Annotated in this window: 11 protein-coding genes; all 11 read right to left on the minus strand. The window is 50.7% G+C overall.

Translation table 11 applies throughout. The features are described 5' to 3' along the window. Positions 1 to 108 precede the first annotated feature (108 nt). A complete protein-coding gene (locus tag ACO9K6_RS14250) occupies positions 109 to 1,533 on the minus strand; it encodes an extracellular solute-binding protein (RefSeq protein WP_424768229.1) in 1,425 nt (474 codons plus the stop codon). 150 nt (positions 1,534 to 1,683) lie between these two features. Further along, the gene (locus ACO9K6_RS14255; protein WP_424768230.1) at positions 1,684 to 2,712 is read right to left on the minus strand and encodes a carbohydrate ABC transporter permease; all 1,029 of its coding nucleotides are present in this window, start codon (positions 2,710 to 2,712) and stop codon (positions 1,684 to 1,686) included. Positions 2,713 to 2,716: 4 nt separating this feature from the next. Further along, entirely contained in the window at positions 2,717 to 3,595 is an 879-nt protein-coding gene (locus tag ACO9K6_RS14260; RefSeq protein WP_424768231.1) for a carbohydrate ABC transporter permease, read from the minus strand. Further along, a complete protein-coding gene (locus ACO9K6_RS14265; protein ID WP_424768232.1) occupies positions 3,592 to 5,901 on the minus strand; it encodes a DUF5696 domain-containing protein in 2,310 nt (769 codons plus the stop codon). The genes ACO9K6_RS14260 and ACO9K6_RS14265 overlap by 4 nt, the downstream gene beginning before the upstream one ends. Positions 5,902 to 5,913: 12 nt before the next feature. Continuing rightward, complete coding sequence (locus tag ACO9K6_RS14270) at positions 5,914 to 6,528, minus strand: Yip1 family protein (RefSeq protein WP_424768233.1); 615 nt, start codon at positions 6,526 to 6,528, stop codon at positions 5,914 to 5,916. Continuing rightward, positions 6,528 to 7,997 carry a hypothetical protein gene (locus tag ACO9K6_RS14275; protein ID WP_424768234.1) on the minus strand — a complete coding sequence of 490 codons (1,470 nt, stop codon included), beginning with the start codon at positions 7,995 to 7,997 and terminating at the stop codon, positions 6,528 to 6,530. The genes ACO9K6_RS14270 and ACO9K6_RS14275 overlap by 1 nt, the downstream gene beginning before the upstream one ends. An 11-nt stretch (positions 7,998 to 8,008) precedes the next feature. Then, entirely contained in the window at positions 8,009 to 8,872 is an 864-nt protein-coding gene (locus ACO9K6_RS14280) for a carbohydrate ABC transporter permease (RefSeq protein ID WP_424768235.1), read from the minus strand. A 4-nt stretch (positions 8,873 to 8,876) separates the two neighbouring features. Next, positions 8,877 to 9,830, minus strand: coding sequence for a carbohydrate ABC transporter permease (locus ACO9K6_RS14285; RefSeq protein WP_424768236.1), 954 nt, complete (start codon positions 9,828 to 9,830; stop codon positions 8,877 to 8,879). Between the two features lie 45 nt (positions 9,831 to 9,875). After that, positions 9,876 to 12,821 carry an extracellular solute-binding protein gene (locus ACO9K6_RS14290; protein WP_424768237.1) on the minus strand — a complete coding sequence of 982 codons (2,946 nt, stop codon included), beginning with the start codon at positions 12,819 to 12,821 and terminating at the stop codon, positions 9,876 to 9,878. Between the two features lie 84 nt (positions 12,822 to 12,905). Further along, the gene (locus tag ACO9K6_RS14295; RefSeq protein WP_424768238.1) at positions 12,906 to 13,826 is read right to left on the minus strand and encodes an AraC family transcriptional regulator; all 921 of its coding nucleotides are present in this window, start codon (positions 13,824 to 13,826) and stop codon (positions 12,906 to 12,908) included. 416 nt (positions 13,827 to 14,242) lie between these two features. After that, a complete protein-coding gene (locus ACO9K6_RS14300) occupies positions 14,243 to 14,374 on the minus strand; it encodes a hypothetical protein (RefSeq protein WP_424768239.1) in 132 nt (43 codons plus the stop codon). Positions 14,375 to 14,405 lie beyond the last annotated feature (31 nt).

Raw genomic sequence — 14,405 nt, forward strand, 5'->3', positions numbered from 1 at the left:
ACAGGGGCGGACCAGAAGTCAGTATTCACTGACTTTCTGGACAGCCCCTTACGGGTCACAATTCACTGTGATGACTTTGGGAGAGCCTTTTGGAACGGCTCTGTTTAATTATTGACCGATCTGTTGTAGCAGCTTCGTTTTTTTGGCGGATATCGCTCTTTCGACGTCGTCCGCGATCTTCGCCAGCGCCGATTTCGAATCTTGGTTCTGGTCAAGCGCTTTATTGATGCCGTCACCGAATACTTTTTGCGCGTCGTCGTCGAGCGGCGTGCCGATGGAAGGCGGAATTTTTTCTACGAGTGCGCGATACAGTTCGCCAAGCTTCTGTCCGCCGAAAAACTCTACGTCCACCACTCTTGGTTCGGAATATGCAGGGAGGTCCATCGCCGGCAGCCAGCTCGGCTGGACGCCGTCCTTGATATTCTGCGTTTGCCCTTCCTCGGAAGCCAGCGCGAACTTGATGAACTCCCATGCGATCTCCTTGTTCTTGCTCTGGGAAAGAATCGACAGTGTCGATCCGCCCATGCCGCCGTATGCGTTGAACGGAAGCGTCGTGGCTCTCCATTTACCTGCGGCGCTCTTGCCCCAATCCTTGATGTTGCCTTGTCCCCACGATCCGATATAAACGAATGCCAATTTGCCGCTGTTAATCGCCTGCTGGCCTTCCTTGGCCCAAATGCTTTGGCCCAGGAAAAGCTTCTGCTGGGCAACACGCTTGGAAAGATCCAAGCCTTCTTGCCACGTTTCGGTGTTGCGCAGCCAATTCAAATCACGGTCGAAGTAGCCGATACCCGAGTTGAGCAGACCCATCGGCTGGTCGCGCCATTCGAAAATATACTTGTCTTGGGCCTTTAGCGTTTTTGCGATGTTCAAGACGTTCTCCGGATCCTGCATGAACTCGCCCAATTCCATCGGATCGGACGGGAAGCCGTTCTCCTCCATAATATCGGCCCGGTAGAACGTAACGCCCGGCGGCATATCCCATGGGAATCCGATCAGCTTATTGCCGTCCAGCGACGTCCAACGGTCCCAGTTGCCCTCAGGAAATTGGGATTGGTACGCGCCGGCATCATACGGCGGGTCGAGAAGATTTTCCAGGCCTTCAATGGTGTTGAACTTCTTGATCATGCCGCCCTCGATCATCACGATGTCGGGCCCACCGGAGCCGGATGCGATAGCGGTTAACGCTTTGTCATGCATTTGTGCAAAATCCATCTGTATAATGTTGATCTTAATGTTCGGGAATGTTTTGTTAAACAGCGGCACGATAGGCTTCAATGTGCCGTCAGCGAATGTCCACAATGTCACCTCGCCCGACAAATCCGGATTAGGCGCATTTTCGACAACTCCGGTATTATCGGCGGCGGTGTTGTCCGCAGCCGCCGTATTATCGGCCGCTGCGTTCGTTTCAGTCGAAGTATTTGCGGCCTTGTTCTCATTTGTTGCCGAACTTCCGCTGCCCGAGCCGCACGCGGACAAGATCAGTGCGAAAACCATAATACATAAAAATGCCGTGGTGGATAATTTCTTCACGATAATCCCTCCAATGGTTTTTGCTTGCTTCTTCTGCGCGTCTTGCTTTTTGTGTCTGTAGACCGTATATCCCCTTGACTTGACCTCTTGCACGATCAGCCGAGCGTGACTCACTCGGGCACCGGCATCACCTCCCCAAATAAAGCTCGGTTATTCGCCTGCAATACCGGTCTTCTCGACGCTCTCGACAAAGTGCCGCTGTGTAAACAGATACAGGACCAGCATCGGCAGAATCGTCAGCAGGGCTCCGGCCAAAATCTGATTGATCAGCGTAGGCGCCACGCCGATCGATTGTGCGGCTGAAAGTGTCGTGGTGGCCTGCGACAGATTCGCGTTCGCCTGGCCGTTAAAAATGCCAAGAGTCTGCGACAGGTTATAGTAATCCGGCACGACCAGATACATATTGGGCTCGAATGTATCGTTCCAGTGCCAGACGACGGAGAATAGAAAAACAACCAGGAGAGCCGGTTTGGCGAGAGGCAGCATGATGGTCCAGTACGTGCGGAACGCGCCGGCGCCGTCGATTCGGGCAGCCTCTTCCAGTACGTTCGGCATGCGTCTGAAGAACTGGATAAAGATCAGGACAAACAGGGCGCCTTTCAGACCGTGGCCCATGGCGCTTGGAATGATAAACGGAAAATGTGTATTCAGCCACCCCAGCTCACCGAAAAACTGATATAGCGGGACCACGATCGTCTGCGGAGGCACGAGGAACGTGAACAGCACCAGAGACAGAAGAAAGATGTACCCCGGAAACCGGTAACGGGCGAAGCCGTATCCGGCGATCGCGCAGCTTAGCACCTGAAGCGCCGCGCTGCCAAAGGAAATGATAAAGCTGTTCAGAAAGGCATCCCAATAGGTTCGTGTTGCGGTTCCCCCTAGAGCACCGAAGGCCGAATCGAAGTTTAAGAACGACAGTGATTTTGGAATCCACTGTACGGTGGCGTCCGCGACGTCCGACGGTTGCATCATCGACTGCGAAATCATGAACAGCAGCGGATACACGAATACGAATGATAACGCCGAGAGCGTCAGATACAGGAAGATTTTGTTGATTATATTCCGCATGATTTTCATCGTTGTCGCCTGCCACGAGTGTGCCTGCTGCTGCCTGGATTCCTCAAGCAGCGCTTTTCCTTTTTGGATGAGGTCCAACTTGCTTATTTTTGCCTGCGCCATGCCGTTACCTCCTGTCTTCCGAATTTTCGAGGCCGCGTCGGAAGAGAGTGAACACAATCCCGATTATGATGAAAATAACCACGAAATAAATCCATCCGATTGCAGAGCCGTAACCATAATCGTTCTGCGAAAAAACGACGTTACGAATATACTGCATCATCTGATTGTTGACTTCCGTGAACGAACTTACTACGCTGAACAGCGTATTGACTAAAATCATCGGAATGATCATCGGAAAAGTGATCTTCCAGAATGCCTCCCATTTGGTGGCACCGTCGATCTCGGCCGCTTCGTATAAAGAGGTAGAAATGGTCTGGAGTCCTGCCAGGAATATCAGAATCTGCACGCCCGAATGCCACATAACTAGGGTCAAGTTGTCGGCTGTCTGCAGCAGAGGCTCCAGGACATCCGGCGGTACGATCGTGCGAAGTGTAAAGATCAGGTCGGGCTGGTTAAAGATCGGCAAACGGTCAGCGCCCTGGTCGAGTAGCTCCTGTAGAATCGCACCGGAAGCGATGATGACTGGCAGGAAAAATACGCCGCGAAAGAACGTTCTGCCGATCATGGGCCGATTCAGCAGCAAGGCGCTGAACATCGCGAATACCAGGATCAAGGGCACCTGTGTTATCATGTTTACGATCGTACCCTGAAGCGCTGGAAGAAAATTCACATCCGCAGTAAACGCCTTTCGAAACTGGTCGAACCCGACATACGTTGCCTGCAGCCCTGTTTTGGAGGTCACCAGCTGATTGAATGAATAATAGAGAGAGCGGCCCAACGGGATAGCCATGAACAACAGGAAGCCCAGCACCCAGAGCGAGATAAACGTATATCCTTCCAGAATGCGTCTTCCCTTCATCGAAAGCCTGGAACGTTTATTCATGTGGGGTTCTCTCCTTCCTTGACCGTAAATCCGTATGCCTGAACTGTTGTTCCGTCTACATCGGCAGGCTTATCGTTATAATTCACGATAATCTCGGTGCCATTGCCGTAAGTCGTTTTGTACAGCCGAGGAGCAAACTGCTCGTGATTCACGATCGGTTGATCCGCTACCTTATTTAAGATGGACGAAACTTCCTTATATTCTGAGACAGAAGGCTGCATCAACTTGGAATAGTCGGTGCTGAACAGCACGTCAGCCATTGTCCGTTTCAGCTTGTTGGTCGGCTCGTGCGTCATGATATAGCTAGGAGACGCTCCGTACTCGAGTGACCGCAGCAGTCCTATCCGCGGGTCGTCCTGCAAATTGGACGGTGCGGCAGTATAGGGAATGAGGCCATGGATGGCAATCTGGAAGAAAGGAACAGTCTCACTCTCATAAGTGAAATGGCTGGAGTCGAGCGGTATGTCGTCGATCCTATCAACATGCCCGAACGTATAAGCGAAGCCATAATCGACGGCGACCTTGCCATTCTTCTCGCGCATCAGGTCCATGGCTTTCACCCAAACGCCCGCCGTTTGGCTTCGGTCCGCCAGATTCTTAGAATCCTGGTCGGAGTAGAGCAGTTCGCCCATATAGTCATAATGCACGCCTGCAACCCCCGCTTTAGTAAATTCATCTACCTCGTGCTGGATGTAGCGTTTAAATACACGATTGGCTTTCAGCAAATAAAACTTCTCTCGGAAGATCGAGAACCTGGTGGCTAGATAATAGTTGTTGACCCTTAGGACATTTCGGTCAAGGCCGCGGACGGCATCTTTGGAAGCCCGAACGTCGTCGCTCTGGCTGTATGGTCTGACATAGTTCGCGGAGAGATAGAGTGCCACACCTTTTGATTTGGCATATGCCGCCAGCTCCTTCAGCCCTTTAGTCCCCCCCAATTTTCTGGAAGCAGGGAAATGGTTGGGCTGGTTGCCGAACTGTCCGCCCCCCGACCATCCTTCGAAAGTTACCTCCATCTTGACGATCCCTTGAGCGGCAAATGCATCGATCATCTGCTTGGCCTGATCGAACGTCGTCATCTTCACGAAAGTCTTGCCGATAATTTCATCGCGCAGGACGCCTCCGAACAGACGAAGCTGGAATGGAACCTCCTGTTGCGGATTCGGCTTGAGCCCTTTTTCTTTGGTCAGGTAATCCCGGTAAGCGCTCGCCAGCCCGACATAGTTCGCCTGATCCTCACTTACCAGCATAAACCTGACCGTACGGTCGCCCTTGATCATGTTGCCTTGATAAATTGGGATCTCGCCGGAATTACCAATAAAGATTACATCGTCGTTCCGGTATAGAAACTCGGCCGAGCTTCGGTATAAGTTAATATTTTTGACGCCGGAAGGCGTCGCATTGATTTTCGCGTCATGCTCGCCTCCTGTGACAACCGCTAGAAATCCTTGATCCTTCTTATAAATGCCGTAGACCGGAAGGGCGACGGATTCCTTCGGACTCGGTGCCCTGGTGACCCAATCGCGTACTTCTTCGTTGACTTTATGCAGATAAGTCGGATCGGCGCCGTATACGAATTCCGAATAGCCGTTAAAGTACTTCGGGTGCTCCTTTTGAAACTTGATCAGCGCTCCCGAGCCGTCCGGAACGAACAGCGCGCCTTCCTCGTCTCCGCCCGCCGCATCGAAGAACGGCAAAAGCTCAAGACTCGTGAGCCTGGCGGCTCCCTTCTCCTTGATGGAGTCGAACGGCACATTCACCTCAAGGCCAGTATCCACCAGCTTGTATTCAACGACAAAAGCAATCTTGATAGCGGGCACATCGAACGTAAAGCGGGCCCCATTGTCGATCGCTGTCATTGTCACTTTGGTGCCTTGCTCTTTGGACGGATACGTTTGCGTATTGCTGGTTCCTTCCGTATAGCGGATATGGACCGGCGCTTGCACAAATTTCAAGTTACTTGATGCCAATTCTATGCTTTCCCCCGGAGCACCGAGCCACTGTTTGCGGGTTTTCTTGTCCTCTAAACGCAGCTGTCCGACTTTCTCATCCACAAACAGCTTGAACCGCGTATTCTCGGCCATCAGTTTCGTGACGGCCAATTGTGAGGAGGCCGACGTTTTGCCTCCCGAGGAATCCCCCCCGTCAATCAAACTTCCCCATCCAGAGGATTCCGTTTTCTTGGTGTCCTCCTCATCCGCCTGAATCGGAGTAGCTTTTCCGGAGAATAACACCAACACGACAGTTACGGCCAAAAGCATTCCTTTTAGCCGCTTTATTCCCTTTATTTGCTTTATCGGCCTCATATTCTCCACCTCCTATAAGCGGAATCTGACTTCTCTAATAAGATCCAAGGCAAACGTGATGACCTGGTTAATCAGACCGGTTAGAAGCAGTGCGATGAACCACATGATCAACATGCCGATGATGGTCAGGATCACGATCAAAAATAGCTTGCCAAGCTCAAAATCATGCAGCACCTTCACTTTTAGCAAGTAAAGAAAAACGACCCATAGGTAAGTGAAGTACAGTAGGAAATTGTAAATGGACGATTCTCCTTGGGACAAAATTCGCGACAGAAAGGAAATTGGAACCATCAGCAGAATGTATGGCGTTAGCGCGTAAGAGCTTGCGACCAAGATATCCTTGAATTTACCTTCGCCGTCAAGGATAGTACCGACCGCCCAGTTACTTATTGCCCAGGTCAGCCAGGGAACGATAATCCATACAGTTTCAAAAACGAATGAAATCTGATAGGGCTCGCGCGCTTCGAATGAATAACCTGTCACAGACAGCGTGATTAACCGCACGATCACCGCGCAGACGATCAAGATAATGGCATGGAACCAATTGGCTCGTCTTTCAAACTGTAAGTCATAAAAGAAATCCATGGGACGGGTCAGAACCTGTCTCAGGTTGGCAATCATGTTCATCAGGCTCTACCCCCATTCTTGGTTACGCTTTCATACGGAACGGCTCTGGATTGTTTCCACTTGCTTCGAACCAGGCGCACACCAAATTTCAACAACAGATAAATGGCGATAAGGCAGACGACAATGATTGTGAAGTGCTGACGCATATATTCCTTCCGGTGTTCACGCAGCGCGAGCGAATAGTCGTATTGGGAACGCCCCAGCCTGAAGTACATCATGGCTTCCTTGTACTTCTCCGCCTTAAACAGTGCTTTACCGATCGCATTGTACGCCAAATCGTAATTGCTGTTTAACTCAAGTACCTTATTCCATGGCTCCATAGCTTCAGCGTATCGGCCGTCCACATACAACGCGGAAGCCTGATGGACGAGATCGGCAAAAGGAGTCGTTCGGAACAATGAAATTCGGTTCATGGCTTTGTCGAGAATGTAGATTGTCCCGTCGGACGTTTGATCAATCGCCACCGGTGTCTTGAACAGGCCGTTCTGCTCGCCGAGCCCGCCGAAGACAAACAACAGGTTACGTAATTTGTCATACTGGAACGCTTTTCCGTTCGCTTGATCGATCGCGGTGATTACGCCCTTGTTGTCAACGGTGAGATCGCTGAAGGCGGGCACCTCGAATACGGAACCAGCGGTGAACAAATCTCCGTACTCCTTGGGGCTAGAGTTCAACGTATCGACGCCTACCGCACTGAGTCGCTTTATTTGATTCGTTTGCACGCCAAGGGTTGTCGTATACATGAACCCTTCCTGGTCCTGGTGGAGATTGGAGAACTCCGTCGGCCGTACTCTTGCCAGCTGCTGGCGCTGTTCGCTTGTTGCGAACGTCTTGATGAACAGCCGCTGCCAGCTAAAACCTACATGGTTAGCTCCGTAGAAGCCCTTAAACTCCCCTTTGGCGTCGATCTGCAGCAGTCCCTCGCTCCCTCCATCGCTCGCGATCAGCAAATAATTGCGTTTATCGACAGTCAACTTGGATGGAGAATAAATGAAGCTCTTGCCGAGGAGTGGACTTGACGGCGCTTTCAATTCCTGAAGAAACTTCCCTTCGGCACTGAAAATCGCTATTCTTCGATTAAGCGTATCTGAAACGTAGATTGTCCCGTCTTTCTTCACGTATATTCCCTTCGGACCGTTTAACTGTCCGGGACCACTTTCGTCCCCGATTGTTCTGAGCACCTTTTTTTCGTTGTCCATCTTGACGATCCGGTTGTTGCCACTGTCGACAACATACAAGTGGTCGTTCTGGTCGATGAACAAGTCCTCCGGCGCGTTGAACGGTCCCGACGCCATGTCATATCCATCGATAGAGTCATAGTACAAATAACCGTTGATGGAGCGAGCATCTCCCTGGTTGTTCCAGATGTACCCGGTATATGGGGCTTGAGCGAATGCTTGGGCCGGGGAAAGAAGGACGGCCGCCACGATTGCGAAGAGAAGTAATTTATGAATGCCGAAACGTCTCAACTCGTCCCCTCCTATTCCTTCATGCCAGAATGTGCCATCGTTTGAAGGACCATCCGCTGCGTAATGACAAAAACGACAATGGTTGGAATGATCATAAGGAATGACGCAGCTGCCAGCGTGCCTACCCGAGCGACCACCCCGGCTCCTCCGCTTATCGTCTGGATAGCGAGCGGCAGCGATTTCATGTCCTCGAGTGTCGCATATACCATCGATGGGTATGGGTCATTCCACGCTTGGATAAAGCTGAACAACGCGAATGTCGCAATCGCCGGCTTAAGCATCGGCATGACCACCACCCAGAACACCTTCCACTCTCCCGCACCGTCGATTCGCGCGGCTTCAAGCAGCGCCTCGGGAATCTGCCTCAGAAACTGCGTCATCAAGAACATGCCTACCGGAGCGGCCAGATAAGGAATGATTTGAGCGAAGTAACTATTCATCAAACCAATCTTGCTGATGACTAGATACTGGGGAATCTGCAGCACCATGGGCGAGAACATAAGCGCAAACACGACCATGTTAAAGATCGCTCCCCGAAAAGGCATGTTGTGCTTGGCGAGTGGGTAAGCCGCCATCGCCGAGATGAGAATTCCGCCGAGGCAAATACCCAGGGTTACAACCACACTATTAAAGATGTAGCGGGAGAACGGGACAAACGACGATCCCGTTACCAGAAGCAGCTGATAAAAATTTTTGAGTGTCGGATTGATAACGAAAAAGCGGGGCGGAAAGAGAAACAGCTCCGCAGTCGGCTTAAGCGCGGTTGAAGCCATATACACAAGAGGTGCAAGCATCAATAGACCGAACGCCGTCAAGAACGTATAGAGGAACACATCCCCCCATCGAATGCGGGTACCTTTGACCATGCCAATCATAAAATCAATCCCTTCCCAGCCATTTGAAAATGAGACGGTTAAGGCCAACCATCATGACGAATAAAATGACGGCAATCGCTGAAGCGTAACCCATCTCGAACCGGATAAACGCGTAATCGAACAAATGCGTCAATATAGTATGTCCGGCGTAAAGCGGGCTTGGTATCCCGACCAGCTGAACGCTTACGTCGAATACCTGCAACGAGAATACAACCTGCAGAACCGCACCGAACAAGAGCTGCGGCTTTACTGACGGAATCGTGATGTACCACAGTTCTTGCCAGCGGTACTTCACGCCGTCGATCGCAGCCGCTTCATATAAGTCCTTAGGGACATTCTGAAGACCGGCCAGGAAAGCCAGGAAGCCGATTCCCATACTCATCCAGAGCGATACGATAATGATGACGGGCACGATGGATTTCACATCCTGTAGGAATAAAAACGGTTCATCCAATATGCCTAGCTGCAACAGCCAGTAATTCAGAAGTCCCTTGCGATCGCCGGCGAACAGATACAGCCATACGACGGACATCGCTACCGCGCTGGTGATGGAAGGCGTATAAAAGCACAACGTGTAGAAAAACCGGTACTTTATCGGAATCTGACTGATTAACCAGGCCAGTAGAAACGCCATGATATATCCGAGCGGTCCTGTGACTATGGCGAACTTCAGCGTAACGCCGATTGCTTTCAAGAAAATGTCGTCATCGACGAACAACAATCGATAGTTGGAGAGCCCGATAAATTTGGGCTTCTCCAAAATGTTGTAATACGTGAAGCTGAGAAATATGGAAGTAATGATCGGGATGACCGTGAATAGTGTAAACAAAACAAGGAAGGGGGCAAGGAAGTAATAAGAGATCCTATTGCGCTTGATCTCCGACCACAACATCGCGAGTTTCCCCGCCCGGCGTATATTCGCCGGGCGATTCGTTGCCGTTGCCGTCTGTGACGCCATTTGATAATCGCTCCTGTCTCATGCGCCGATTGGGATAAACCCTAATCATTGCAATCCGAATTCTTCCCGTTTCTTACGCAGTTCTTTATCTATTTCCTTGACGCCATCCTCAACCGCTTCCCGCGACACCTTCCCATTCAGCACAATTTCATTCCACATATTGGAGATATGCCGGGTGGTATAATAGCCACCAAGAACAACCTGCCGCTCCTTAAACCATTCCCATTGCTGCAATACCGCGTCAATGTCATCCTTCTGCCATGGCAACCGCTTCAGTGCATCGATATTCGCAGTATTCCAACGCGCCTCGACACCCAGCAGCGACTCTAGCTCCGAGCCGAACCGTTCCTGAGTATCCGCACTCGTCCACCACTTCATGAATTCCCAGCCCTGCTGCTTCATATCTGTAGATTTAAACATGATGGCAGTCTGGGCTAAGCCGCCGGTGGATCGGTTGATTACGCCGTCGGGCTGCTGAATGCCCGGAATCGGCTTCATTTTCCACCAACCGGTTAGCTCGGGAGCAGCAGTCGACAGGAGCACGTAGGTATAATAGTCCGCGATGCCGATCGGCATTTCTCCCGTTCGGAACCGATTATAGAAATCCGCCTGCTTCTGGATCTTGTAGTTGGTGAACAATCCCGTCCACATCTTCATGGCTTCCATGGCTTCGGGGGAGTCCAGATTGGATCTACGGCCATCGTCCTTGTAGAACTCGCCTCCCATCTGGAACAGGAACGGCGCAAATTCATTGATCGCGTTCTGCGGCGCGTTCGGCGCGTGCGGATAGTAGAAATCCATGCCGTTCTGCTGCAGAAGCGGTATGAGATCCATGACTTCCTGCCAAGTGTTAGGGATATTATCTTCCGTTATGCCCAGCTCCTGCATGATATCCGTCCGGTAGAACAGCATAGAGAAGTTCTGGTTTTCCGGAATCGCGTAATCTCCGCCGTTATAGTTGTATGGAATAAGCGCTCCGGGCCTAAATCTGGCCGCAACTTCTTTGTAATCCGGGAAATCGTTCAAATTGATCAGACCGCCTCGAATGGCGTAATCAATTGGCACTTCGCCTTCAACGCCGAGCGCCACGTCCGGGGCAAGTCCCGATGTTTGCGCCAGGAGAAGAAGCTGCATCTGCTGAGCCGGAATGACATTTACGTTAACCTTAATGCCGGTATTCGGAGTGAAATCTTCATCGACCATCTGCTTGATGATTTGCGCCCAATCACGGCCACGAGCTACCCATACGTCCAATACTTTCTCGTCTTTATAGATGTTGCCTATCCCGCTGTAATCCTTCGTAAACGAAAGACCGAGGTCTCTGATCGACGTACCCGCGCGCACGATCCAGTGCGCTTCGGCATTAGGCCAGGGCTTCTCCGCGGACTTCAAGACGAAGAAATCGAGAATAAGGCTCTGCTGACTGAGGCCGTTAACCCATTGGCCAAGGGAAGACTGAAGATCGTTCATCGCGGTCAGCCGTGCGGGAATCGTCTCAGTATCGTTGGCCAGGCTTAGAAGCTGGTCCCTTGCCTGCGCTAGCGTGCTGACTTCGGACGATCCCTTGGGCACGCCCAATTTATAAAGCAGCTTGATGGAATTATCGATGTCTCTCGCCATCAGGTGCAGGCGCGGGACGAGGTTCGTAATGTTATCGTCTAGCTTCCAGTCGCGGTTCGGGTCCGGGTTCGTGCCCGTGACTTGCAGAACCTCCCTCGAGAGCATCGACATCTTGTGTGTGACGTCCATAATGGTCTCAAAGACCGTACCCAGCGACCCGACTTGCACCTCCAGGCGCATGCGGTGCTCTCCTTTTTCAAGGTAGAAAAGATAGTCATTCTTGCCGTCCCCGAACGGCTTGAACTGCCAGTTAGGCGCGAATGGGAACGCCATCGAGTTCATCTCCTTGAACGGAAGTTTACCGTCGATCGTTATGGAGCGCTCCGTCGGAATTCCGTTCAAATACCAGCTCCCGAACCTCGCTCCCATGTTGTAAAGTCCAGTCTCGGGCACATCGAATTTCCATTCCGCCCATTGTCCGCCCTTGCGCCATGCATCTGCGCCGAACGAGTTCAGCGTCACGGCATACGGATTGAGGGGCTCCGTCGCAGGTTCGCGGTCTTCCACCCTTCTGAGCGTAGGGTCCGAACGCAGTGTAGCGTTCTCCGCTTGAATCTTGATGAAAATATTTTCGACTTCCTTGTAGCCGCTCGCTGCATATTGCTGCGAGAGTTCCGCATATGCCGGCACGCTTTGGGGCGAAAACACTTCAAGCTCGCCCATCGCGGCGGGTTCACGAATCGCGTTAATGCGTATAGTGTGCTGTCCCTTCGCCAGGTAAAATCGAAAAGGTTCCGATACCTTGCCTTCGGCATCGCGGAAAGGCCGGTACTGCCAGTCAAAGATCTCGACACGGCGAGGGTTGAATTCATTGCCCTGGTTATCTTTCCAAGTATTTCCTTCATCCTGCCAGATCCTCTGAAACTCCATTTTCTTCGCCTGAAAGAACGGGAATTCCCCGTCAATCTGGACGTTGCGGATAACGGCTGCCCTTTTACCCTTCATCGCATAATAGCTCATGCCCATCTGGTAGAAGCCGTCTTCCGGGATATCCACCTTGTACTCTACCCAGCTGTCCTCATCCTGAAGGACCAGGAATTTTCCGCCCCGGTCGCCTAACTGCGTTTCGGAACCGACGCCGGTTGAGCTGACGGCCGAATACTCAGCCGAAGGAATGGATACTTTGAAGCCTTTCGTGTCCTTGGCCCCTTGGTCTGTCCACGATTTCAAATACTTCAGGTAAGATGGCTCAAGCTTGCTTTTGATATCATCGGCCGCCAGAATCGATTGTTCGTCAACATTGGAGTACTGGGGAATACTTGCCATGGCACTGTCGTCATATTTTCGAGAATTATTCCAGTACACCAGAAAAACGAAAAGCAGAATGATTACAACGATGCTTACTTTAAAACGATTCAGGATCTTTAACACCGTGCCAGCCCCTTTTTTACTAAATCTAAGCGCTTACAATCGGTCGTTTGCCACAGTCCTCGGATACTGCAAGCCTGAATCCGTTTACGGATGGGCTCTATAAAAGAGTATGCTGTTGGGCGGATAGGGGGTAAGACTGGTTCCCTGATCCAATATATCGAAACGGGAATCATAATACTTCTCCCGATATTTCATAGCAGTCATCCCTTTTATCGCTTTAAATACGCGGTAAAAATAATTCTCGTCCGTGTATCCCACGGCATGTGCAATCTGCTTGACGCTCCAATCTTTTTTCATCAACAGTTGACAGGCCCGTTCGACCCGGCGGACAACGATCGCTTCTCGTGGCGTTTGTCCCATATACTGGGCAAACAGTCTCGAGAAATGTTCGTGCGTCCAGCCAACGTGCTGGGCGATGGCCTCGATCGAAATCGACGTAAGCAAGTTTCGCTCAATGTACTCCAGAGCGTTGGCGATCTGGATGGGAAGCGCATTGTCGACGGCCGTCTGCGGCATATCGTTAACGATCCCGTTCAATTCTTGCAGCAATGCCAGCAACAGGGCGCTCCCCCGTACCTGCAGTCGATCGCAGTGTGTATAGGCGATGTACATGATTTGTTTCATCATCCCGATAAGTAATTCATTTTTGACAGGTATGTATGAGGGCCCGTCAGATTGTAATATCCGCATATCCTGATTGTGAATGGAACCGTCCTTCCCTTCGAATGTGAAATGAATGAACAGATGCCTGGAAGGATGAACGGGATCGTACTCATAGATATGCGTCTCGCCAGGACGACTGAGCAAAAAGCAAGGTTCTGCCAGCGTAATCGTCTGATTCTCTACTTTGTACTCCGTTTTCGAGCCGTTGGGATAGTAGATTAGCTCATATTCCTGTAATGCTCTGGGGCCGTATATCGTACCGGCTTTCATCGTTACATCACCCACGATAAGAATCGTCGGTATAGAGGTATAGCCAACACATAGTGTGGAAGCTTCGTCCATACATTCTGCCCCCTTTGTTACATATTATGTTAATTAATTGACATACTGCAGCTGGTTATGTAAGTAACTTCTCCGCGTCGATTTGCGCTGTCACCTCCCTCCATGCCATTATTGGAAGCGCTACCACAATCAAATAACCCTTTGTGAATTGAATACCAACAGGGTACAAGGCGCGCTCAGTATCGGAACCAATCGTACTGCTTATGAAAATAATTATACGTGCGGAGGATTAACCGACAATGGATTTAAATCGCAAATAGAAGTACAGATTTGATATCCGACTGGATTATTCATCACCATGCTCGTTGCGATAGATCCATTCAGATGAACTCCTCCGGTAACGATTGGTCCGGAAACACGGACACGCGTGAAATTTCTCCATAATACCGACTGATCATTACTTAACTACACGACAGTTAAAGCACTTCATCATTCCCTACCAATATTGGAGAACTTAATAAACATCCATAAGTTTCATCTTTATACCGTTCAATATTCAACTTTTTTTCATCAATCGTTCTCTGGATTTCATCAAGCATTTCATCCACAGCAACACCTCCGGGTATCGATATATTTATA

The organism is Paenibacillus praedii (assembly GCF_049725345.1).
GTDB lineage: Bacteria > Bacillota > Bacilli > Paenibacillales > Paenibacillaceae > Pristimantibacillus.

Bases quoted from the DNA above. Each gene is read 5' to 3' on its own strand.
- ACO9K6_RS14265 (WP_424768232.1), bottom strand. From the start codon at position 5,901: ATGAGGCCGATAAAGCAAATAAAGGGAATAAAGCGGCTAAAAGGAATG.
- ACO9K6_RS14255 (WP_424768230.1), bottom strand. From the start codon at position 2,712: ATGGCGCAGGCAAAAATAAGCAAGTTGGACCTCATCCAAAAAGGAAAA.
- ACO9K6_RS14295 (WP_424768238.1), bottom strand. From the start codon at position 13,826: ATGGACGAAGCTTCCACACTATGTGTTGGCTATACCTCTATACCGACG.
- ACO9K6_RS14285 (WP_424768236.1), bottom strand. From the start codon at position 9,830: ATGGCGTCACAGACGGCAACGGCAACGAATCGCCCGGCGAATATACGC.
- ACO9K6_RS14270 (WP_424768233.1), bottom strand. From the start codon at position 6,528: ATGAACATGATTGCCAACCTGAGACAGGTTCTGACCCGTCCCATGGAT.
- ACO9K6_RS14280 (WP_424768235.1), bottom strand. From the start codon at position 8,872: ATGATTGGCATGGTCAAAGGTACCCGCATTCGATGGGGGGATGTGTTC.
- ACO9K6_RS14260 (WP_424768231.1), bottom strand. From the start codon at position 3,595: ATGAATAAACGTTCCAGGCTTTCGATGAAGGGAAGACGCATTCTGGAA.